22 protein-coding genes are annotated in these 22,453 nt (G+C 71.1%); 9 read left to right on the forward strand and 13 right to left on the reverse strand.

Annotation, left to right across the window (positions count from 1 at the left end; translation table 11 throughout):
- Positions 1-7: 7 nt before the first annotated feature.
- From BJP60_RS01415 to BJP60_RS01450, 8 genes are all read right to left on the reverse strand, one after another.
- Positions 8-1,567 (reverse strand): tripartite tricarboxylate transporter permease, encoded by a 1,560-nt coding sequence (locus BJP60_RS01415; RefSeq protein WP_203137066.1) that lies wholly within the window; start codon positions 1,565-1,567, stop codon positions 8-10.
- 2 nt (positions 1,568-1,569) lie between these two features.
- Positions 1,570-2,172, reverse strand: coding sequence for a tripartite tricarboxylate transporter TctB family protein (locus BJP60_RS01420; protein ID WP_203137068.1), 603 nt, complete (start codon positions 2,170-2,172; stop codon positions 1,570-1,572).
- Position 2,173: 1 nt separating this feature from the next.
- Entirely contained in the window at positions 2,174-3,211 is a 1,038-nt protein-coding gene (locus BJP60_RS01425; protein ID WP_203137070.1) for a Bug family tripartite tricarboxylate transporter substrate binding protein, read from the reverse strand.
- Positions 3,212-3,319: 108 nt separating this feature from the next.
- Positions 3,320-3,643 carry a cupin domain-containing protein gene (locus tag BJP60_RS01430; protein ID WP_203137072.1) on the reverse strand — a complete coding sequence of 108 codons (324 nt, stop codon included), beginning with the start codon at positions 3,641-3,643 and terminating at the stop codon, positions 3,320-3,322.
- Between the two features lie 61 nt (positions 3,644-3,704).
- Complete coding sequence (locus tag BJP60_RS01435; protein WP_238439502.1) at positions 3,705-4,649, reverse strand: 2-hydroxyacid dehydrogenase; 945 nt, start codon at positions 4,647-4,649, stop codon at positions 3,705-3,707.
- A gap of 43 nt (positions 4,650-4,692) precedes the next feature.
- On the reverse strand, positions 4,693-5,400 hold the full coding sequence (purQ, locus tag BJP60_RS01440) for a phosphoribosylformylglycinamidine synthase subunit PurQ (protein WP_203137073.1): 708 nt from the start codon (positions 5,398-5,400) through the stop codon (positions 4,693-4,695).
- Complete coding sequence (purS, locus tag BJP60_RS01445; RefSeq protein WP_203137074.1) at positions 5,397-5,645, reverse strand: phosphoribosylformylglycinamidine synthase subunit PurS; 249 nt, start codon at positions 5,643-5,645, stop codon at positions 5,397-5,399. The genes purQ and purS overlap by 4 nt, the downstream gene beginning before the upstream one ends.
- 106 nt (positions 5,646-5,751) lie before the next feature.
- Positions 5,752-6,741, reverse strand: coding sequence for a Gfo/Idh/MocA family protein (locus tag BJP60_RS01450; protein WP_203137075.1), 990 nt, complete (start codon positions 6,739-6,741; stop codon positions 5,752-5,754).
- Positions 6,742-6,941: 200 nt separating this feature from the next.
- Between BJP60_RS01450 and BJP60_RS01455 the strand changes: the two genes are divergently transcribed.
- From BJP60_RS01455 to BJP60_RS01480, 6 genes are all read left to right on the forward strand, one after another.
- Positions 6,942-8,270, forward strand: a complete 1,329-nt coding sequence (locus BJP60_RS01455) for an ABC transporter substrate-binding protein (protein ID WP_203137076.1) — start codon at positions 6,942-6,944, stop codon at positions 8,268-8,270.
- Between the two features lie 107 nt (positions 8,271-8,377).
- The gene (locus BJP60_RS01460) at positions 8,378-9,394 is read left to right on the forward strand and encodes a carbohydrate ABC transporter permease (RefSeq protein WP_203137077.1); all 1,017 of its coding nucleotides are present in this window, start codon (positions 8,378-8,380) and stop codon (positions 9,392-9,394) included.
- 29 nt (positions 9,395-9,423) lie between these two features.
- Positions 9,424-10,314, forward strand: coding sequence for a carbohydrate ABC transporter permease (locus BJP60_RS01465; protein WP_203138832.1), 891 nt, complete (start codon positions 9,424-9,426; stop codon positions 10,312-10,314).
- Between the two features lie 58 nt (positions 10,315-10,372).
- Entirely contained in the window at positions 10,373-11,842 is a 1,470-nt protein-coding gene (locus tag BJP60_RS01470) for a GH1 family beta-glucosidase (RefSeq protein WP_203137078.1), read from the forward strand.
- Positions 11,843-11,849: 7 nt separating this feature from the next.
- The gene (locus BJP60_RS01475; protein ID WP_203137079.1) at positions 11,850-12,896 is read left to right on the forward strand and encodes a LacI family DNA-binding transcriptional regulator; all 1,047 of its coding nucleotides are present in this window, start codon (positions 11,850-11,852) and stop codon (positions 12,894-12,896) included.
- Between the two features lie 44 nt (positions 12,897-12,940).
- Positions 12,941-13,294, forward strand: a complete 354-nt coding sequence (locus tag BJP60_RS01480) for a PLD nuclease N-terminal domain-containing protein (protein WP_203137081.1) — start codon at positions 12,941-12,943, stop codon at positions 13,292-13,294.
- Between the two features lie 47 nt (positions 13,295-13,341).
- Here BJP60_RS01480 and BJP60_RS01485 read toward each other — a convergent pair whose 3' ends face one another.
- Complete coding sequence (locus BJP60_RS01485; protein ID WP_203137083.1) at positions 13,342-13,734, reverse strand: VOC family protein; 393 nt, start codon at positions 13,732-13,734, stop codon at positions 13,342-13,344.
- A 59-nt stretch (positions 13,735-13,793) separates the two neighbouring features.
- Here BJP60_RS01485 and BJP60_RS01490 point away from each other — a divergent pair, with 59 nt between their 5' ends.
- Positions 13,794-14,204 carry a GNAT family N-acetyltransferase gene (locus tag BJP60_RS01490; RefSeq protein WP_203137085.1) on the forward strand — a complete coding sequence of 137 codons (411 nt, stop codon included), beginning with the start codon at positions 13,794-13,796 and terminating at the stop codon, positions 14,202-14,204.
- Positions 14,205-14,238: 34 nt separating this feature from the next.
- On the opposite strand, the gene BJP60_RS01495 is transcribed toward BJP60_RS01490, so the two are convergent.
- Positions 14,239-14,676 carry a VOC family protein gene (locus BJP60_RS01495; RefSeq protein WP_203137086.1) on the reverse strand — a complete coding sequence of 146 codons (438 nt, stop codon included), beginning with the start codon at positions 14,674-14,676 and terminating at the stop codon, positions 14,239-14,241.
- Between the two features lie 132 nt (positions 14,677-14,808).
- Positions 14,809-16,131, reverse strand: coding sequence for a uracil-xanthine permease family protein (locus BJP60_RS01500; RefSeq protein ID WP_203137087.1), 1,323 nt, complete (start codon positions 16,129-16,131; stop codon positions 14,809-14,811).
- Between the two features lie 220 nt (positions 16,132-16,351).
- Here BJP60_RS01500 and BJP60_RS01505 point away from each other — a divergent pair, with 220 nt between their 5' ends.
- Positions 16,352-18,007, forward strand: a complete 1,656-nt coding sequence (locus tag BJP60_RS01505; protein WP_203137088.1) for a tannase/feruloyl esterase family alpha/beta hydrolase — start codon at positions 16,352-16,354, stop codon at positions 18,005-18,007.
- Between the two features lie 206 nt (positions 18,008-18,213).
- Positions 18,214-20,094 (forward strand): BCCT family transporter, encoded by a 1,881-nt coding sequence (locus BJP60_RS01510; protein WP_336244358.1) that lies wholly within the window; start codon positions 18,214-18,216, stop codon positions 20,092-20,094.
- A gap of 69 nt (positions 20,095-20,163) precedes the next feature.
- Here the strand turns inward: BJP60_RS01510 and BJP60_RS01515 are convergent, their stop codons facing one another.
- Positions 20,164-21,039, reverse strand: a complete 876-nt coding sequence (locus BJP60_RS01515) for a phosphoribosylaminoimidazolesuccinocarboxamide synthase (RefSeq protein WP_203137090.1) — start codon at positions 21,037-21,039, stop codon at positions 20,164-20,166.
- A gap of 70 nt (positions 21,040-21,109) precedes the next feature.
- The gene (gene purD, locus BJP60_RS01520; RefSeq protein ID WP_203137091.1) at positions 21,110-22,375 is read right to left on the reverse strand and encodes a phosphoribosylamine--glycine ligase; all 1,266 of its coding nucleotides are present in this window, start codon (positions 22,373-22,375) and stop codon (positions 21,110-21,112) included.
- Between the last annotated feature and the right edge of the window lie 78 nt (positions 22,376-22,453).

Here is a 22,453-nt window from a genome sequence, read left to right on the forward strand (position 1 = left end):
TCTCGCGTCAGCGCGTCGAGTCGGTCGGGGTGGTCTGGGCGGCCTCCGCGTCGGACGCGCCCGCAGCGCGCAGGGCGCGACGGCGACGACGTCCGAGCTGGGCGCCGATGAGCGGCGGCACGATCAGCAGCAGAGCAGCGACGATCCAGAGCCCGATGGTCAGCGGGCTCGAGACGAGGATCGCGGGGTCGCCCTCCGAGAGCGTCATCGCCCGGCGCAGCTGCGCCTCCATGAGGGGGCCGAGGATCAGGCCGACCACGGCGGGCGCTGCGGGGATGTCGGCGAGGCGCATCAGCATCCCGAGCGCGCCCAGCACCGCGAGGATCACGATGTCGGTCGGGGAGCCGCCCGCCGCGAATGCGCCGAGCGCGGCGAACACCGTCACGGCCGCGTAGATCGACCAGCTGGGCAGCATCAGCAGCCGCGCCCACACCTTCACGAGCGGCAGGTTGAGCACGAGCAGCATCACGTTGCCGATGAACAGCGACGCGATGAGCGCCCACACGAGGTCGCCGGACTCGGCGAACAGGGTGGGCCCGGGCTGCAGGCCGTACGACTGGAACGCGGTGAGGATGATCGCCGCGGTGGCCGAGGTCGGCAGGCCGATCGTCAGCAGCGGCACGAGCACGCCCGCGGCCGCGGCGTTGTTCGCCGACTCGGGGCCCGCCACGCCCTCGATCGCGCCGCGGCCGAACTCGCCGCGGTGCTTCGAGAGCCGCTTCTCGGCCGCGTACGACAGGAAGGTCGGGATCTCGGCGCCGCCCGCGGGCAGCGCGCCGATCGGGAAGCCGAGCGCCGTGCCGCGCAGCCACGCGGGCCAGGACCGGCGGAACTCCTCGCGCGACAGCGCCGTGCGGCCCTTCACCGGGGTCACGGTGCTGCGGCCCGTGCCCGAGAGCACGTGCGAGAGCGTCTCCGCGATCGCGAACAGTCCCACGACGACGAGCACGACGTCGAGGCCGTCGAGCAGCCGGTCGCTGCCGAACGTCAGGCGCGGCTGGCCCGACTGCACGTCGATGCCGATCAGGCCGATCGTCAGGCCGATCACGAGGCTCGCGGCGCCCTTGAGCAGGTTCGGTCCCAGCAGCGCGGCGACCGAGATGAAGGCGATCGCCATGAGCGCGACGTACTCGGGCGGGCCGAGCGTGATCGCGAACTCGGCCATCACGGGGGCGAGCAGCGTCAGCCCGACGGTCGCCACGATGCCGGCGACGAACGAGCCGATCGCGGCCGTCGCGAGCGCCGCGGCCGCGCGGCCGGCGCGCGCCATCTTGTTCCCCTCGATCGCCGAGACGATCGATGCGGACTCGCCGGGGGTGTTGAGCAGGATGGACGTGGTCGATCCGCCGTACATGCCGCCCGAGTAGATGCCGGCGAACAGGATCAGCGCGGCGGACGGCTCGAGACGGAACGTGATCGGCAGCAGCAGGGCGACGGTGAGCGCCGGCCCGATGCCGGGCAGGACGCCGACGGCCGTGCCGATCGTGACGCCCAGCAGCGCCCAGAGCAGGTTCGCGGGGGTGATCGCGGCGGCGAACCCCTGCATGAGCAGGTCGAACGTGTCCATTGTCAGAACCCCCAGGGGCCGGCCGGGAGGGTCAGCCCGATCAGCCGGTCGAAGATGAGCACCACGGATCCCGCGATCAGCACGCCCGTGATGGGCAGGTGCCAGCCGCGCGGGGCGCCGAGCAGCAGAGCGCTCGCGACATACAGCCCGGCGCCGCTGACGAAGAAGCCGGCGAACGGCAGGATCAGCGCGAACAGGATGAGCGCCAGCAGGACGAGCGCGGCGCGCAGCAGGGCACCGCGGCCGAGCACGGTGCCGCGCTCGATTCCGCTGCGACCGGTGCGCAGCAGCACCGTGCCGAAGCGCGCGTTCGCGATGACGAGGCCCGCGCCGAGGACGCCGAGCAGGGCGCCGATCACGAGCGGGAACGCCGCGGGGCCGAGCGGATCCGACGAGGCGGGGAGGCGCAGCGCGTCGACGACGACGAGCACGGCCGCGATCACCATGATCGCGCCGATGATCAGCGACGCCACGCCCGAGACCACGGCGGGATACGCGCCCGCCGAGACGGGCGGCGGATCCTTCTCGATCGCGGCGAGGTTGGTGGTGGTGAGGCCGGGCAGGTCACGCCCTCGCGTGCGGCGCGGTTCGGTCGATTCGCTCATGTCACTTCACCAGTCCGATCTGCTCGAGGATCTGCGCGGTGGTCTCCTGGTCCTTCTGCAGGAACTCGGTCAGCTCGGGGCCGGTGAGGTAGGCGTCCTCCCACCCGCGATCGGACAGGATCTCCTGCCACGCCGCCGACCCGTGCATCTCGTCGAGCATCGCGATGAGCGCCTCGCGCTCGCTCTCGCTCAGCCCCTTGGGCGCCGCGATGCCGCGCCAGTTCTGCAGCTCGATGTCGAGGCCGGACTCACGCAGCGTGGGCACGTCGGGGAGGTTGTCGACGCGCTCGGGGCTCGAGACCGCGAGGGCGCGCATCGAGCCGTCCTCGATGTACGGCAGCAGCTCGGAGATGCCCGACATGCCGGCCGTCGAGCGGCCGGACAGCATGGTGGTGAGCGCCTCGCCGCCGCCGGAGTGCGCGACGTAGGAGGCCTCGCGCGGATCCGCACCCACGGCCTCCGCGACCAGCCCGGTGAGCACCTGCTCGACGCCGCCCGCGGATCCGCCGGCGATCGACACGGATCCGACGTCCTCCGCCATGGCGTCCGCGAGATCCTCCATCGTCCGGATCTCGGAGTCCGCGGGCACGGCGATCACGAGGTACTCGGTCGTGAGGCGCGCGAGCATGTCGACGTCGTCGAGCGTCGCCTCGGAGCCGTTGGTCAGGATGGCGCCGACCATGATCGCGCCCGTGACCATGAGCTCGTTCGCCTCGCCGGTGTGGCGCACGAACTGCGGCAGGCCGATCGTGCCGCCGGCGCCGCCGACGTTGTAGACCTCGGTGCGGCCGACGATGTCGCCCAGCGCGGTCTGCACGGCGCGGGAGGTCTGGTCCCAGCCGCCGCCGGGGTCGGCGGGCGCCATGATGCGCAGCTGCCGGCCGCCGAGCGCGTCCTCGAGTGCGCTGGCGCTCTGGGAGCGCTGCGTGATGCCGGTGAGCGCGAGCGCGGCGATCATCGCGACCGCGGCGAGGGCGCCGACGATGAGCCGCCAGCGGGACCCGCGGCGGGGAGGTGCCTGATCTTGGGTGGGCAGCATCGCCCTCTCCTCTCGACGTCGTTGTCGCTACCTGTATACAGGTGTACACCAATGGACGCAAGAAGGGCCGCAGCGCCTCAGATCACGGTCGTGGTCAGCCCGCGCCGCTCACTCGAGCCACTCGGTGATGAACCGGTCGCTCGCGTGGATGTGCGTCGCGATGTACTCGCCGCGGTCGAGCACCTCGAAGCGGTGCGCGACGAGCGCGGGCACGACGAGCACCTGGTTCGCCGATCCGACGACGTGCTCGTCGCCGACCGTGAACAGGGCGCTTCCCGCGTGGATGAGGAACGTCTCGCCGTACGGATGTCGGTGCAGCCGAGGGCCGGTGCCGGGACGCGCCCCCTGCTCGCGGAAGAAGCTCACGGGCGAGCCGTGCAGATACCCCTCGAAGTCCGCATCGGGCGCGAGGTCGATCGGTGTGACGGACATGCGGCCCAGTGTGCCGCAGCCCGCCGCGCGGCGTCAGGCGGTCGCGGCGGGTGCGGATGCGTCAGGTGCGGATGACGACGTTCACCGGCTCCTCGCCGCGCGCCATGCGCTCGGCCTGCGCCGCGATGAGCCGCGCCACGCGTGGGCGCATGGCTCCGGAGCGGCCGCCGACGTGCGGCGCGATCAGCACGCCGGGAAGCGACCACAGCGGGTGTCCCTCCGGCAGCGGCTCCGGATCGAACACGTCGCTCGCGACGCGGATCCGGCCGCGCGAGACGTGGTCGACGAGGGCGTCGGTGTCGACGATCGGACCGCGGCCGACGTTCACCACGAGCGCGCCGTCCGGCAGCGCCGCGAGCGCGGCGTCGTCCACCAGGTGCCGCGTCTCCGATCCGCCGGGCAGCGCGATCAGCAGGACGTCGGCCGTCGGAAGCAGGTCGGGGAGCTCGTCGATCGCGCGGACGTCGATGCCGTCCTCCCGGCGCGCGCTGCTCGCGACCGGCACGAGGTCCACCTCGAACGGCAGGAGGCGGTCGGCGATGGCCTTGCCCACACCGCCGAAGCCCAGCAGCACGACACGCTTGTCGGCGAGACCCGTGGCCTCGAACGACTCCCAGACCCCGCCGTCCTGATTGCGGACCATGCGCGGCAGCTCGCGCTGCGCCGCCAGGGTCAGGGTGAGGGCGAGCTCGGCGGTCGCCGTCTCGTGCACGGAGGCGGCGTTGGCGAACACCGTGCCGGCGGGAAGGGCGTCCTGCACGCCGTCGTAGCCGATCGACTGGCCCTGCACGAGCCGGTGCCGGACGGTCGTCAGCGCCCGCAGCGCGTCTCCGTTGCCCATGTACGGCGGCACGACGATGTCGATCCGCTCGCGCGGCGCGGCCTCGCGCGCGCCGTCCCACTCGATGACCTCGATCGCGAGGGAGGGGTCGATCAGCGCGCGCACATCGTCCGCGAGTTCGGCGTTCGGGATGGACAGGACGACGGTGTCAGGCGAGTCGCTCACCCCTCGACCCTATCGGCGCGACGCCGCCGCGTGCGCGGCGACCTCAGGCTGCCTGGGCGACCGTGGCGGCGATGGCGCTCGTGAAGAAGCCGAGGCCGTCGACGCCCGAGCGCATCGCGGCCACCGTGCCGGGGCCGAAGCCCGGCTCGACGGCGTGCTCGGGATGCGGCATGAGGCCCACGACGTTGCCGCGCTCGTTCGTCAGGCCCGCGATGTCGTTCAGCGAGCCGTTCGGGTTCACGCCGAGGTAGCGGAAGACGACCTGGCCCTCGCCCTCGATGCGCCGCAGCGTCTCGTCGTCGGCGATGTAGCCGCCGTCGGCGTTCTTCAGCGGGATGACGATCTCCTGGCCGACCTCGAACGCGCTCGACCAGGCGGTCGACGCGTTCTCGACGCGCAGGCGCTGGTCGCGGCGGATGAACTGCTGGTGGGCGTTGCGGATGAGCCCGCCCGGCAGCAGATGCGCCTCGACGAGCATCTGGAAGCCGTTGCAGATGCCGAGGATCGGCATGCCCTGCGCGGCCGCGTCCTTGACCTCCGCCATGATCGGCGCGTGCGCCGCGATGGCGCCGGCGCGCAGGTAGTCGCCGTAGCTGAAGCCTCCGGGCAGCACGAGTGCGTCGACGCCGTCGAGATCGTGCGATCCGTGCCACAGCGCCACGGGCTCGCCGCCCGCGAGGCGCACGGCGCGCTGCGCGTCCCGGTCGTCCAGCGAGCCGGGGAAGGTGATGACGCCGATCCGGGCGGTCACTCGACCACCTCGATCCCGACGACGTCCTCGATCACGCCGTTGGAGAGGATCTCGTCGGCCACCTGGCGTGCCTCCGCGAGCAGCTCGTCGGTGACCTCGCCCTCGACCGTCAGCTCGATGCGCTTGCCGATGCGCACGTTCTGGAACGCTCCGTGACCGAGGCGCGTGAGCGATCCGGTGACCGCCTTGCCCTGAGGGTCCAGCAGCTCGGCCTTGGGCATGACGTCGACGACGATGGTGGGCATACTCGAGATCCTTCTGAGCGGCCGCGTGCGGCCGCCGCTGTTGGTGGTTGAGTGACGAGCGAAGCGAGGAATCGAAACCCGGTGGGCGGCGGGGATCGGGGATATTCTACGCGGCCGTGCCGGCAAGGTCCGCCCGCAGCCGGTCGATCTGGCCGAGGATCGCCAGCGTCTGCGCGTGCGGCACGAGCGGCGACTCGCGCAGCTCCGCGCGCAGGCAGCGCGCGACCTCGGCGGCCTCGTTGCCAAAGCCGCGGCCGTACAGCGGCTGCGGCGGGTCGAACCGCAGCGGCTCGCCGCCCGCCGCGCCGCCGCTCGGATGGAACGTGAAGTGCGTGGGCGCGAAGAAGTCGGGGATGTCGATCCAGCCCGCGTCCGTCGACAGGCGCGCCGCGATCGGCGCGTGCCGCGTGAGGCCGACCGCCAGGCTCGCGACGGCGTCGTCCGGATACCGGCCCGCGATCGCGACGTCGAGATCGACCGCGTCGGTGACGCCCGTCGCGCGCAGCTGGAGCGCCTCGCCGAGCAGGATGTGCGCGAGCGTCAGCGGGTAGACGCCGACGTCGAGCAGCGCGCCGCCGCCGAGCGCGGGGTTCAGCAGCCGGTGCTCGGGGCCGGCGTCGACGCGGAACGCGAACTCCGCGAACAGGTGCCGCGGAGCCCCGAACTCGCCCGCCGCGAGCCGCGCGCGCAGGTCGAGGATCACGGGATTGCACGCCATCCACATGCCCTCCATGAGGAAGCGGTCGTGGGTGCGCGCGGTCTCGATGAGCGACGCGGCGAGCGTCCGGTCGAGCGTGAGCGGCTTCTCGCACAGGACGTGCTTGCCCGCCTCGAGTGCGCGGGTCGCCTGCTCGTGGTGCAGCGCGTGCGGCGAGGCGATGTAGACGACGTCGATGTCGTCGGCCGCGAGCAGCTCGTCGTACGACGCGTACGAACGCGCGGCGCCGTGGCGCGCGGCGAACGCGGCCGAGCGCTCGGCGTCGCGCGAGGCCACGGCGACGAGCTCGGCGCCCGGCGTGACCGCGAGATCCGCGGCGAAGGAGTCGGCGATGGAGCCGGGCGCGAGGATGCCCCAGCGGATGGCGGTGTCGGTCACGGGGCGAGCATAGCGGCGGCGGAACGGCGGCGAGCGGGCGCGCTCGATCACATCCTGATCACGGTGTTGCATTCGTGGGAGCGCTCCCATAAGCTCGCACCCAACCTCGGGTGGGAGCGCTCCCACGCCACTCGCCGGAGGTCCCCCTCACCATCGGGGCGCGCCATGACGGCGCCTTGCCCACCACAAAGGAGTGAACTGTGAAGGCACACACCTGGCGTCGTCTCGGCGCCATCGCCGCGTCGGGCTCTGTCGCGGCGCTCGCCCTCGCCGGCTGCGCGCCGGCGACGAACGGCGGCACGGGCGGCGGGGAGCCGGCGTCCGACGAGCCCGTCACCCTCACCATCACGACGTTCGGCACCTTCGGCTACGAGGACCTGTACGAGCAGTACATGGACGAGCACCCGAACGTCACGATCGAGGCCACCAACATCGACACGGGCGGCAACGCCCGCACCGACCTCTTCACGAAGCTCGGCGCGGGCTCGGGTCTCTCCGACATCGTCGCCATCGAGGAGGGCTGGCTCGGCGCGGTCATGGAGGACGGGGTCTCCGACCAGTTCGTCGACCTGCGCGACTACGGCATCGAGGATCGCAAGGGCGACTGGGTCGACTGGAAGTACGCCACCGGCACGGACCCGCAGGGCCGCGTGATCGGCTATGGCACCGACATCGGTCCGGCGGGTCTCTGCTACAGCACCAAGGCCTTCGAAGCCGCCGGCCTGCCGACCGACCGCGACGAGGTCGCGGAACTGCTCGAGGGCGACTGGGCCCACTACTTCGAGGTCGGCCAGGAGTACACCGACAAGACCGGCAAGGCCTGGTTCGATCACTCCGGCTTCGTGTGGAACTCGATCGTCAACCAGCAGGCCGAGGGCTACTACACGTCCGACGGCGAGCTGAACGTCGAGGGCAACGACGACCTGCGCGCCAACTTCGACCTCCTCGCCGAGGCCGTCGAGGGCGGCCAGTCCGCCGCGCAGGCCGCGTGGGACTGGAACGGCGGAAAGTCGTTCCTCGACAACACGTTCGCGACCTTCGTCTGCCCCGGTTGGATGCTGGGCGTGATCCAGGGCTCGATCGAGGGCGCGGGCGGCGGCGCCGACAGCGGCTGGGACTTCGCCGACGTCTTCCCCGGCGGCGCGGGCAACTGGGGCGGCGCCTGGCTGTCGATCCCCGAGTCCAGCCAGAACAAGGAGGCGGCCGCCGCACTCGCCGACTGGCTGACGCAGCCCGAGCAGCAGGTGAAGCAGGCGGCCGCGGCCGGCAACTTCCCCTCCACCCTGGAGGCGCAGGCGACGCTCGCCGAGGAGGCGACGCCGAACGAGTTCTTCAACGGCTCGCCGACCGGTGCCATCCTCGCCTCGCGTGCCGAGGGCGTGAAGGCCCAGTTCAAGGGCCCGGACGACTCCGTCATCCAGGAGAACGTGTTCGGCCCCGCGCTGCAGAAGCTCGACCGCGGCGAGCTCGACGCCGACGGAGCGTGGGAAGAGGCGCTCTCGCTCATGACCGAGCTGGAAGTCCGGTAACCCACCGCACGCGCGCGTGCCGGGGCCGGGCCTGAAGGTCCCGGCACGCGCCGCTCCAGGGCCCCGCGCCCGCCCGCCCCACCGCTCCCGACCCAGGACGTGTCGCCATGACCACCACGCTGTCCGCGCAGACCACGCGCCCGAACGTGCCGCCGCCGGCGCCGTCGTTCCGGCAGAGGCTCTCGCGCTTCGACCTCAAGGCGTCGCCGTACTTCTACGTGTCGCCCTTCTTCCTTCTGTTCGCGCTCACCGGCCTGTTCCCGCTCGCGTACACCGCCTACGTCTCGGTGCACGAATGGGACCTGCTGCGGGGGCAGGGCGAGTTCGTGGGACTCGGCAACTTCGCCGAGCTCCTCGCGGACGGGATGTTCTGGAACTCGATCTTCAACACCGTCAGCATCTTCGTGCTGTCGGCGATCCCACAGCTGCTCGTCGCCATCGTCGTGGCATACCTGCTCGATCAGGGCCTGCGTGCGCCGACCTTCTGGCGCATGGGCGTGCTGCTGCCGTTCGTGGTGACGCCCGTCGCGGTCGCCCTCATCTTCTCCAGCGTGTTCAACGAGGCCGACGGCCTCGCCAACAACCTCGTCAACCTCATCGGCATCGCCGACCTGGAGTGGAAGCACGACAAGTTCCTCAGCCACCTCGCGATCGCGATCATGGTGAACTTCCGCTGGACGGGCTACAACGCGCTGATCCTGCTCGCCGCGATGCAGGCCGTGCCGCGAGACCTCTACGAGTCGGCCGCCCTCGACGGCGCGGGAAGCGTGCGCCGCTTCCTCTCGATCACGATCCCGTCGATCCGCCCCACCCTGATCTTCGTGATCATCACGGCGACCATCGGCGGCCTCCAGATCTTCGCCGAGCCGAAGCTGCTCGACGTCGCCAACGCGGGCGGCATCGGCGGCTCCGATCGGCAGTTCCAGACGACCGTGCTCTTCATGTGGGAGCTGGCGTTCTTCCGCCGCAACTTCGGCGAGGCGTCGGCGGTGGCATGGCTGCTGTTCCTGCTGATCGTGGGCATCGGCCTCATCAACTTCTTCCTCTCACGCCGGATCGCCACGGGCGACGGCGCGAGGCCGAACCGCAGGGCCCGGCGCGCTGCAAAGGAGGCCGTCAAGTGAGCACCCTGACCGAAGACTCGACGCGCGCGATCGTCACCGGCACGCCCGAGGCCACCTCCGGGCGCCCGCCCCGCCGTCGCTCGGCACGAGGCGGCGTGGCAGGCCTCGGAAGCCGGCCGGGCTTCCTCACCTATGGCCTGCTGACCGCCTTCCTGGTCGGCAGCGCCTACCCGCTGTGGTGGTCGTTCGTGGTCGCGAGCGGCACCAACCAGACGCGCTCCGAGACGCTGCCCCTGATCCCCGGCGGCAACTTCCTGGCGAACGCCGCCAGGGTCTTCGACGCGATCCCGTTCTGGACGGCGCTGCTGAACTCGGTGCTTGTCTCGACGATCATCACCGTGTCCGTCGTGTGCTTCTCGACGCTCGCGGGGTACGCGTTCGCCAAGCTGCGCTTCCGCGGCCGCGACGGGCTGATGGTGTTCGTCATCGCGACCATGGCGATCCCGACCCAGCTGGGCATCATCCCGTTGTTCATGGTCATGCGGCAGTTCGGCTGGACCGGCACGATCGGCGCCGTGATCATCCCGACGCTCGTGACGGCGTTCGGTGTGTTCTTCATGCGCCAGTACCTCGTCGACGTGATCCCGGACGAGCTCATCGAGGCGGCGCGCGTGGACGGCGCGAACCAGTTCCGCACGTTCCTGACCGTGGGCCTGCCCGCCGCGCGGCCCGCCATGGCGATCCTCGGCCTGTTCACGTTCATGACCGCCTGGACCGACTACCTGTGGCCGCTGCTGGTGCTGAGCCCGCAGAACCCCACGCTGCAGACCGCGCTGAGCAACCTGCAGTCGGGCTTCTACAAGGACTACTCGATCGTGCTCGCGGGCGCCGTCCTCGCGACGATCCCGCTGCTCATCCTGTTCGTCGTTGCGGGCAAGCAACTCATCAGCGGCATCATGGCCGGAGCCGTCAAGGGCTGACGCCGCGCCTGTCCGCGACATATCCTGCGCCCTGAGAGCGCTACCGAGAGAGACCGTCATGACCACTTCCCCCCGCACCTTCCCGCACGAGTTCCTGTTCGGCGCCGCGACCGCCGCCTACCAGATCGAGGGCGCCGCCTTCGAGGACGGGCGCACGGCGTCGATCTGGGACCACTTCAGCCGGATCCCGGGTGCCGTCATCAACGCCGACAACGGCGATGTCGCGACGGATCACTACCACCGGTACCGCGAGGACGTCGCGCTCATGAAGCAGCTGGGGCTGCAGACGTACCGGTTCTCCACGTCGTGGTCGCGCGTGCGGCCCGACGGGGGAGCGGTGAATCAGAAGGGCATCGACTTCTACAGCCGCCTCGTCGACGAGCTGCTCGGCGCGGGCATCCTGCCGTGGCTCACGCTGCACCACTGGGACATGCCGCAGGCGCTCGAGGAGAAGGGCGGCTGGGTCTCCCGCGACACGGTGGACCGCTTCCTCGAGTACGCGCTGTCGGTGCACGACGCGCTCGGCGACCGCGTGACGAAGTGGACGACCCACAACGAGCCGTGGTGCTCGTCCTTCCTGTCGTACACGGGCGGCGAGCACGCGCCGGGTCACCAGAGCGTGCGCGAGGGCCTGCTGGCCTCCCACCACCTGCTGCTCTCGCACGGCCGCACGGTCGAGGAGCTCCGCGCGCGCGACGCCGCGCTCGAGTTCGGCATCACGCTCAACCTCACGAACGGCGAGCCGGTGGATCCCGCGGACCCCGCCGACCGGGACGCCGCCCGCCGCGTCGACGGCCAGTTCAACCGCTGGTTCCTGGACCCGATCTTCCGGGGGCAGTACCCGGCCGACATCGTGGCGGACATCCGCGCGGTCGACGCCGACGCCGTGGCGGCGTTCGAGGCGGCCGTGCAGGACGGCGACCTCGCCGTCGTCTCCACGCCGCTCGACTTCCTCGGCGTGAACTACTACCACGGTGAGTACGTCACGGGTCATGTCCCCGCGAACCCCGCGCCGAAGGGCGAGGCGCCGACCGACTGGCCGAAGCGCTCGCCGTTCCCGGCCATGCAGGGCGTGCACTGGGCCGAGCGCGGCTTCGCCCGCACGACCATGAACTGGGAGGTCGACTTCGCGGGCCTCACGAACCTGCTGAACCGCGTCTCGGCCGACTACGCCCAGCCGGCCGGCGTGCCGCTGTACGTCACGGAGAACGGCGCCGCGTACGACGACGAGCTCGTGGACGGTCAGGTGCACGACGGTGAGCGTCTCGAGTTCGTGCGCGGACATGTCGCCGCCGTGCTCGACGCGATCGACGCCGGGACCGACGTTCGGGGATACTTCTACTGGTCGCTGCTCGACAACTACGAGTGGGCCTGGGGGTACGAGAAGCGATTCGGCATCGTCCGCGTCGATTACGACACGCAGGTGCGCACCATCAAGGACAGCGGCCGCGAGTACGCAAGGATCATCGCAGCGCGCTCGGTCGAGGGATCGGGCATCGCGAGGGCCGAAGCGCCGGTCCTCGGCTAGGAGACCGATGGAACGACCCAGCACCACGCTTCCTCGAGCGGGAGCCACGCGGGGGTCGACCGCGGCGACGATCGAGGAGGTCGCGGCGCGCGCCGGGGTCTCCCGGTCCACCGTGTCGCGCGTGCTGGGTGGCGGCGACCGCGTCAGTCCCGCGGCGCTCGAGTCGGTGCGCCGCGCGATCGACGAGCTGGCCTACGTCCCCAACCGGGCGGCGCGCTCCCTCGCCAGCAGGCAGACGCTCGCGATCGCCCTGGTCGTGCCCGAGGACACCAAGCGCTTCTTCGGCGACCCGTTCTTCGCCGCGATCGTCGGCGGGATCAACGGCCGGCTCGCGTCCACCGAATACCTGCTGAACCTCTTCATCGCGTCGGGCGACCCGGGCGACAAGACCACGAACTATCTCGTGGGCGGCAACGTCGACGGCGCGCTGATCGTGTCGCACCACGCGTCGAACACGTTCCTCGAGCGGATCCATCGCGCGGTTCCCGTCGTGTTCGGTGGCCGACCGGTCGCGGCCGACGGTTCCGGCTATTACTTCGTGGACGTCGACAACGTCGAGGGAGGCCGGATCGCCACGCGCTACCTCGTCGAGCGCGGCCACCGCCGCGTCGGGACGATCACGGGCCCGCTCGACATGGCGGTGGGATCCGACCGCCTGCAGGGCTACCGCGAGGTGCTGGCGGAGGCGGGCCTGCCCGCCGGGTCGGCGGAGAACGGCGACTTCACCGTCGAGGGCGGTGCGGCCGCGATGGTCCGGATCCTCGCGGCCGGCGATCCCCCCGATGCGCTGTTCGTGGCGAGCGACCTGATGGCACGCGGTGCGCTCGGCGTGCTGCAGGCGCGCGGCCTGCGCGTTCCCGACGACCTCGCGATCGTGAGCTTCGACGACTCTCCCGTCGCGACCGAGATGGCGCCGCGGCTGACGACCGTGCGGCAGCCTTCGCGGGAGCAGGGCGAGGCGATGACCGACGTGCTCCTCGCCCGACTCGCGGGCGAGGAGCCGCCGCATGCGACCATCCTGCAGGCCGAGCTGGTCATCCGGGAGACGGCCTGAATCCGCTCTCGACGGGGGGTTTCCGCGACCGATAGCGTGACGGCATGCCGTTGCTCTTCTCGCTGCTGGTGCTGGCGTTCTCCGTCGTCACGCTGATCGACATCGTCACGCGGGACGAGGGGCAGGTGAAGCACCTGCCGAAGATCGCGTGGATCCTCCTGGCGATCCTGCTGCCGATCGTGGGCGGCATCGTGTGGTGGGCCGCGGGGCGCGAGTACCCCGAGCGCCCCGTCCGCGCCCCGCGGACGGCGATGCCCGCGCCGGTGCGGATCGTCGACGACCGCAGGATGGACCGCCGCACGACCGAGCAGCAGCTCGCCGACCTCGAGCGCGAGATCGAGGCCGATCGCCTGCGCGCGGAGATCGCGCGCCGCAGGACCGAGCGCGACGAGGCCTGACCGGACCGGGGCGCTGTCGCACGCGATCGCACGCCGGGGCGGGGCACTCACACGGGTTCGGCGACGACCTCGACCTTGAACCCGGAGGCGTTCTCCAGCCAGCCGGCGTGGTGATCCGGTCCGCCGGCGTGCGGATAGCGATCCTGGTACAGCGGAGTCCACCCGTGACCGGGCGCGTCGGCCATGATCCGGTCGACGTCGGCACGCGATCCGCCGCGGAAGGCGAGGTGGTTGAGCCCCGCACGCCGCCGATCGTGATCGCCGGACTGAAGAGGAGCCTCGGTGAACGTCAGGTGCAGGCGGCCCGCACCCCACCTGAAGCCGCCCGCCCACTCGCTCCCGCGCACCCATCCGAGCTGGTCGAGCAGCCAGTCCCACTCCGCCGCGGCGCGCTCGGCGGAGGCCACCCAGATCTCCACGTGATGCAGGCCCGGGGTCACCCCATCATCGTAGGGCGAGCGCTCCGAATCGCTCTTCGCGCGGATGGCAGGATCGGCGGGTGAGCGAGTACGAGTTCTCAGATGACGCGTCGCGGCTCGACGCCGAATGGATCCACCGCACGCTGGCCACGCATTCCTACTGGGCGCGGGGGCGTCCTCGCGAGCTGCAGGATGCCGCGAACGCGGGATCGCGCTGCTTCGGCGTGTACGACGGCGAGAGGCAGGTGGCTTTCGCCCGCCTTGTGACGGACGGAGCGACCTTCGGGTGGCTTGCGGACGTGATCGTGGATCCGGACCGCCGGGGCGAGGGGATCGGCAAGCTGCTCGTCGCGGGAGTCGCCGCCGAGGTGGACAGGCTCGGCCTCCGACGCACCCTCTTGAAGACCGATGACGCGCACACGCTCTACGAGCGCCACGGCTGGGAGCCGGCGACACCGGCAGGTGACTGGCTCGTGCGCGAACGCCCCTGACCGGGGCTGCTCGGCGACGACCCTCGCGTCCCGCTCAGCCCTTCGTGAGGTCCTGGGCGAGCATCACGATGATGCCGCTCGGGCCCCGCAGGTAGGTGAGCCTGTAGACATCCCGGTAGTTCGCGACGCCGCGCAGCGGGTGGCAGCCGTGCCGCGCGGCGATCTCCAGCGCTGCGTCGATGTCGTCGACCGAGAACGCGACGCGGTGCATCCCGATCTCGTTCGGAAGAGTGGGTTCGGTCTCGATCGCGTCGGGATGCAGGTACTCGAACAGCTCGAGCTGCCCGGCGCCGTCGGGCGTCTGCAGGATCGCGATGCGCGCGTGATTGCCGTCGAGGTCCACCGCGGTGTCGGCCCACTCGCCGCTGATGATGTCGCGACCGGCGACCGTGAGGCCCAGGTCGGTGAAGAACGAGATCGCCTCCTCGATGTCGCGCACCGCGATGCCGACGTTCTCGAGCTTGATCGCCACGTCAGCCCTCCTTCGCGTCGATCGCACGAGGCGATATGGCAGCGACGGTGCCCATGCGGACATCCTGTCGCCCGAGCCGTACGTGCGAAAGGGCGTCCGGCCGCAGCCGGACGCCCTTCCTTGCCGAGCGGATCAGTCCTGCGGGTCGCCGCCGAGCGGACCCACCGCGGGGATGGGACCGCCGTCGTCCGCGCCGGACTTGCGGGCGCGGGCGATGAGGTTGCCGAGGTGGTAGATCGCCAGCGCCGCGATCGTGCCGAGCACGATGCCACCGAGCTGGAACGCGTCCCACTGCATCGTGAAGCCGGCGATGCCGATCACGAGCGCGACCGCGGCGGTGTACTGGTTCACGGGACGCGAGAAATCGACGCGGTTGTCGACCCAGATCTTGATGCCGATGATCCCGATCAGGCCGTACAGCGCGGTCGTGACGCCGCCGAGCACGCCGGCGGGGATCGAGTTGAAGATCGCGCCGATCTTGGGCGAGAACGCGAGCAGGATGGCCACGATGCCCGCCACCCAGTAGACGGCGGTCGAGTACACCCGGGTCGCGGCCATGACGCCGATGTTCTCGCCGTAGGTCGTGGTGCCGGATCCGCCGCCGACGCCCGCCAGGGTGGTCGCGACGCCGTCGGCGATCAGCGCGCGGCCGGTGTGCTGGTTCACGGACGCGTCCGTCATGGTCGCGACGCCGCGCACGTGGCCGACGTTCTCCGCCACGAGCACCAGCACCACGGGCAGGAACATCGCGATGGTCGACCAGGTGCCGGCCGTCGCGAAGTCGGGCAGATGGAACTCGGGCAGGCCGATCCAGTCGGCGTCGCCAACCTTGCTGAAGTCGAGCTTGCCCGTGAGAGCCGCGAACACGTATCCGACGATCACGCCGAGGAAGATCGAGATCCGGCCGAGGAAGCCCTTGAACAGCACGGAGAACAGGATGACGGCGGCGAGCGTGACCGTGGCGGTGAGCGCGTCGACCTTGTAGTTCAGCCACGCCGTGGGTGCGAGGTTGAAGCCGATCAGTGCCACGATCGCACCCGCGACCACCGGCGGCATGAGCTTGTCGACCCAGCCGAGACCCGCGACCTGCACCACGACGCCCACCAGGGCGAGCAGCACGCCCACCGCGACCACGCCCGCGAGCGCGGAGCCCATGCCGCCGGACGCCGTCGCGGCCGTGATCGGCGCAATGAACGCGAAGGAGGAGCCGAGGTAGCTGGGCAGGCGGTTGCGCGTGATGAGCAGGAACAGCAGCGTGCCGATACCGCTGAACAGCAGCGTGGTCGACACGGGGAAGCCCGTGATGGTCGGCACGAGGAACGTGGCGCCGAACATCGCGACGACGTGCTGCACGCCCATCGCGACCGTCGCGGGCCAGTTCAGGCGCTCGCTCGGCGCGACGACGCTGCCGGGCTCGACCGTGCGGCCGTTGCCGTGGAGTGTCCACAGGGGCATGAGGCTCCTCGGGGAAGGGGATCGGAGTGGGGAATCGATCCACGATACTTCCTGACGCGATCGCGCCCGCGGAGCGACGCGTCCCGCGCCCTCTCCCAGACACCGGGATCCCGCCCCCCCTCCTCGGGAACCTCTTCTATCCGGGAGCGCACGACGTGGCTAGCGTGTGACGCGTCGGCGCCACTCGGCCCGGTCATCGGTCGCGCAAGGGAGCGTCGCCATGAAGAAGCAGCTGTCCACGTGGCTCGCGGCCGTCTCACTCGGCGCGTCGGCCGTCCTGCTCCTGACCGGCGGCGCCGTCGCCCCGGCCACGCCCGCCGCTCCGGTTGCGGGGGCGCCGGCCGCGGCGACGCATCCCGATCCCGCCACGCGCAACAAGCCCGGTCCGCTGACGGAGCGGAAGTGCGCGTCGCTCGACGGCCACACGATCCGGGCGAGGGACATCGGCCTTCCCACGCGCGGCGCTGTCGTCGAGACCGCCACCTGGCAGGACGGATACTGCGCGGTCACGGGATGGATCCGCGCGGTCAGCGCGCCGCAGGACATGCAGTTCCGCGTCAACCTGCCCGCCCGGTGGAACGGACGCGCGCTGCAGTACGGCGGGGGCGGCTTCGACGGCACGCTCGTCACGGCGACCGGCCCCTACACGGCGCAGCCGTCCGGCACCCCCACGCCGCTGCAGCAGGGCTGGGTCACGCTCGGCAGCGACGGCGGTCACCAGGGCGGAGCCGGCTTCGACGGCAGCTTCCAGACCGACCCGGAGTTGCTGCGGAACTTCGGGCAGTGGTCGGTGAAGAAGGCGCACGACGCCGCGTGGCACGTCATCCGCGCCGCGTACGGCCAGACGCCGAAGTGGTCGTACTTCATCGGGGGCTCGCAGGGCGGTCACGAGGGGCTCGATGCCGCCGCGCGCTATCCGAAGGACTACGACGGCGTCATCGCGAACTATCCCGCGTACAACGTCACGATGATGCACATCGGCGCCGTGAACTTCCGCGACGCGCTGCTGATCGACGGCGGCGCCGGATGGATGAACCCGGCCGAGGTGCGCACGCTCACCGACGCCGTATACGCGACGTGCGACCCCCTCGACGGCGCCGAGGACGGCATCGTGAGCGACGTCGAGGGCTGCGATGCGGTGTTCCACGCCGAGACGGTGCGGTGTCCCGGCGGCGCCGACACGGGGGATGACTGCCTCTCGGACAGCCAGCTCGCGGCGGTGGAGAAGATGAGCACCGACTACGACCTCGGGATCGACATCGAGGGCAACAGCATCTTCGCCAAGAGCGCGCTGCTGCAGGGCGCGCTGTACCAGGGCTTCGCGGGGTTCGGCAGTGGCCCGTACGCCCAGGGGCTGCAGTTCTCGGTGCTCGACGCGACGTCGCGCTACGGCGTCTCGGGCGGAGACCCGGCCCACGACACGTACACGTTCGACCCGGCGGACCACGTCGAGCGGATCCAGGAGCTGGGCGAGATCATGGACGTCACGGACGTCTCCCTGCAGCGCTTCGCGGCGTACGGCGGCAAGGTGATCCTGACGCACGGCACGATCGACGACTTCATCACGCCGCACAACACGGTGCAGTACTACGAGCGGCTGCAGGATCGGTACGGCAAGCGCCTCGATCGCTTCCTGAGGTTCTACATGGTGCCCGGCTGGGGACACGGCCAGGGCGTCTTCGCGGCGCAGTACGACGGCCTGTCCGCGATCGTCGACTGGGTCGAGAACCGGGACGCGCCCGAGCACCTCGTCGCGCGCGACGGCAACGTCGGCGCCGACCGCACGCGACCGATGTGCGAGTACCCCGCGTGGCCGCAGTACAAGGGCAGGGGATCGCTCGACACGGCGTCGTCCTTCCGGTGCGTGGAGGGCTGATCACACCGCCTGCGCGGGATAACGGGGTTGCCACGATCCCGCCCCCGATATGAGATCGCGAGCGGATTTCCGTAGCGTGGGGAGAACCCGATCCCATACGTAACGCACGTTTCAATCGATAAGCGAGATGAAAAATGGCCGATCAGCCGCGCCCTGGCGCCGGATCTCCGCCCGAGCGGAAGCCCGTCACCGACCTGGTGAGGGAGGTGACACACCCCGCCCTGATTCCCGGAATCGGCGTCGAGGACACCAACCGGACCTTCTCCACGAACTGGACCGTCTTCGGCATCGCGGGCGCCCTCGTCCTCGCGGTCGTGATCTGGGGATTCGCCGCGCCGCAGAGCATCAGCGACGCCGGATCCGCCTCGCTGGGCTGGGTCATGGAGAACTTCGGTTGGCTGTTCTCGCTGCTCGCGATCGCGGTCGTCGTCTTCATGATGGTCGTCGGATACGGACGCACGGGCGGCATCCGGCTGGGCGCCGATGACGAGGCGCCCGAGTTCTCCACGGTCTCGTGGATCGCGATGCTGTTCTCGGCAGGCATGGGCATCGGCCTGCTGTTCTGGGGACCGGCCGAGCCGCTGACGTACTTCCTCACGGTGCCGCCGGGCTTCGAGGCGGAGGCGGGCTCGCGTGACGCGATGCACCTCGCGCTCGCGCAGTCGTTCCTGCACTGGGGCCCGATGGCCTGGGCGTTCTACGCGCTGGTGGGCGGCGCGATCGCGTACGCCGCGTACCGCCGCGGCCGTGCGCCCCTGATCTCGGCGATCTTCTCGCCCATCTTCAAGGAGCGCACCGAGGGGTGGGCCGGCGCGATCATCGACGTGTTCGCGATCATCGTGACCCTGTTCGGCACGGCCGTCACGCTCGGCATGGGCGCGCTGCAGATCGCCCGCGGCGCCGAATTCGTCACGGGGATCGGCCCGCTCGGCAACGGCGCGATCATCGCGATCGTGACGGTCCTGACCGCCGCCTTCGTGATCTCGGCGGTCTCGGGCATCAAGCGCGGCATCCGCATCCTGTCCAACATCAACATGGTCATCGCCCTGGTGATCGGCGTGCTGCTGTTCGCGCTCGGGCCCGCGCTGCTCCTGCTGAACATGGTGCCCGCGTCGGTCTCGGCGCTCTTCGCGGAGCTGTGGACGATGCTCATGCGCAATCCCGCGCAGGGCGAGGACGCGGCCACCTTCGTCAACAGCTGGACCAACTACTACTGGGCGTGGTGGATCTCCTGGACGCCGTTCGTCGGCATGTTCATCGCGAAGATCTCGCGCGGCCGCACGCTGCGCGAGTTCATCACCGTCGTGATCGTCGTTCCCGCCGTCGTGTGCATCGTCTGGTTCGGCGTCATGGGCGGCTCGGCCATGTACTTCGACGAGCTCACGGGCACGGTCGGCCAGGCGATGGCCGACGGCGGCACGGAGGCCGTGCTGTTCGCGGTGCTCGACCAGTTGCCGATCGGTCTCCTGCTCTCGGTGCTGGCGATGATCTCGATCGTGCTGTTCTTCGTGACGTCGGCCGACTCGGCCGCGATCGTCATGGGATCCATGAGCCAGCGCGGCAAGCCCGAGCCGTCGACGTGGGTCACGATCACGTGGGGCGTGCTGCTCGGCGCCGCGGCGCTCGCGCTGCTGCTGGCGGGTGGCGAGACTGCGCTGTCCGGCCTGCAGTCGATCATGGTCGTCACGGCGCTGCCGTTCGCCGTGATCGTGATCGGCATCATGATCGCGTGGGCCCGGGAGCTCGCGACGGATCCGTACATCATGCGGCGGCGCTTCGCCCGCGCGGCCATCGCGCAGGGCGTGCGCCTGGGCATCGAGGAGCACGGCGACGACTTCGTGTTCGGGGCGACCGAGGTCGCGCCGGATCAGGGCGCCGGTGCCGCGATCGACACCGAGGACCCGTCGCTCGTCGAGTGGTACACGACCGCGACCGAGCAGATCGACGTGCTGACGGCGGACGACGTCAACCGCACGCTCGAGCCGGGGCGCGTCCAGCGGAAGGGGCCGGATCACCCGGAGCACACCGCGTCGGGTGAGGCGTCGCTCGTGGTCGGCGAGGACCGGAAGAAGCCAGAGCGCACCTGAGCGCCCTCGACGTGCCCCGAATGGTCGCCTTCTCGCCCGAGATGGCGGCCGTTCGGGGCAAACGGCTTCTCAGGACGTGAGCTTGCCGATCAGCTCGCGATAGCGCGCCACGGTGCGCTCGACGACCTCGGCGGGAAGCTCGGGCGGCGTGCCCTGCTTGTCCCAGTTCGCGGCGAGCCAGTCGCGCACGATCTGCTTGTCGAAGCTCGCCATGCGCTCCTTCGGGGTCGCACCGGTGCGCCATGCCTCGGCGTCCCAGTAGCGCGATGAGTCGCTCGTGAGCACCTCGTCCGCTAGGCGCAGGACGCCGTCCGCGTCCGTGCCGAATTCGAACTTGGTGTCGGCGAGGATGAGGCCGTGCGCCTCGGCGGTGGCGGCAGCGCGGCGATAGATCGCGAGCGACGTGTCGCGCAGCTCGGCCGCGCGCTCGGCGCCGACGAGCTCGACCGTCCTGTCGAACGAGATGTTCTCGTCGTGCTCGCCCATCGGCGCCTTGTACGCCGGGGTGAAGATCGGCTCGGGCAGGCGGACGCCGTCCTGCAGCCCCTCCGGCAGCGGGATGCCGCAGACGGTGCCGTGCTCGGTGTACTCGGCCCAGCCGGAACCGGTCAGGTAGCCGCGCACCACGCACTCCACGGGGAGCATGTCGAGCGAGCGCACGATCATGGCGCGCCCCGCCACCTCGCCGGGAACCGCCTCGCCCGTGAGGTGGTTCGGGATGACCTCGCCGCCGTCGGCGCCCGCGAGCTGGTCGAACCACCACATGCTGAGCGTCGTGAGCAGCGCGCCCTTGTCCGGGATGCCGGGGGAGAGCACGTAGTCGAACGCGCTCACGCGGTCGCTCGCGACCACGAGCATGCGCCCCGGATCGCCGTCGGCCGGCGCGTAGAGATCGCGCACCTTGCCGGAGTACGTGTGCTTCCAACCCGGGATATCGACAGTCACGGCCCCATCATCCCATCCGGCCGGTGGCGGGCTTGATCGCGCGGGCGAGACGCCCGGCGCCGTGGGCTGACTACTCGACGCGGGCGGCGATGTCGGTGCGGTGGTGCGCGCCCTCGAGGCCGATGCGGCCGATCGCCTCGTACGCGCGCTCGCGCGCGGAGCGGAAGTCGGGCCCGAGCGCGACCACGTTCAGCACGCGGCCTCCCGTCGCCACGAGGCCGTCGCCCTCGCCGGCCGTCGCCGCGTGCGCGATGTGCACGCCCTCGACCGCCGCCGCCTCGGCGAGGCCGGTCAGCGCACGACCCGTGATCGGCTTCTCCGGGTAGCCCTCGCTCGCCAGCACGACCGTCACCGCGACGTCGTCCGCGAACTCCGGCTCGGGCTCGTCCTCGAGCGTGCCGGTCGCCGCCGCGAGCAGCAGCCGCGACAGCGGCGTCGTCAGGCGCGGCAGCACCACCTGCGTCTCGGGGTCGCCGAAGCGCGCGTTGAACTCGATCACGCGCACGCCGGCCGGGGTCAGGATGAGCCCGGCGTACAGCAGGCCGATGAAGGGCGTGCCCTCCTCGTCCAGGCGCCGGATGACCGGCAGCGCGACGGTCTCGGTGACGTGCGCGACGAATTCGGCCTCGGAGCCGAACTGCTCGGCGAGCCACGGCAGCGGCGAGTACGCGCCCATGCCGCCCGTGTTCGGGCCCGCGTCGCCGTCGAGCGCGCGCTTGAAGTCCTGCGCGGGGCTGAGCGCGCGCACCGTGTCGCCGTCGCTCAGGAAGAACAGCGACACCTCGGGGCCGGAGAGGAACTCCTCGATGAGGACGGCACCGCTCGGCAGGTACGTCTCGGCGTGCGCGAGCGCCGCCGCACGGTCCTCGGTCACGATGACGCCCTTGCCCGCCGCGAGTCCGTCGGCCTTCACGACATACGGCGCGCCGAACTCGTCGAGCGCGGCGGCGACCTCGTCCCGCGTGCGCGCGTGCGTCGCGCGGCCCGTCGGCACCCCCGCGGCCGACATGATCCGCTTGGCGAACGCCTTGGAGCCCTCGAGCTGCGCCGCGGCGCGACCGGGTCCGAAGACCGGGATGCCCCGCTCGCGCAGCTCATCCGCGACGCCGGCGATGAGCGGCGCCTCGGGGCCCACGACGACGAGGTCGACGGCGTTCTCGATCGCGAATCCCGTGACGGCGACCGGATCGACCATGTCCACGTCGACGAGCGTCGCGTCACGTGCGATGCCCGCGTTGCCGGGGGCGGCGAGCAGCTCGTGGCCGGCCTCCTCCGAGCGCAGGGCGAGGACGAGGGCGTGCTCGCGCGCGCCGGAACCGAGGACCAGGATCTTCACGCGCCCAGCCTATCGACCGGCCGCAGAGGGCCCCGGGCGGATCACGGCGCCTGGGCGTGGCGACGGAGGCGCGCGGTG

The organism is Microbacterium sp. JZ31, assembly GCF_016805985.1.
GTDB lineage: Bacteria > Actinomycetota > Actinomycetes > Actinomycetales > Microbacteriaceae > Microbacterium.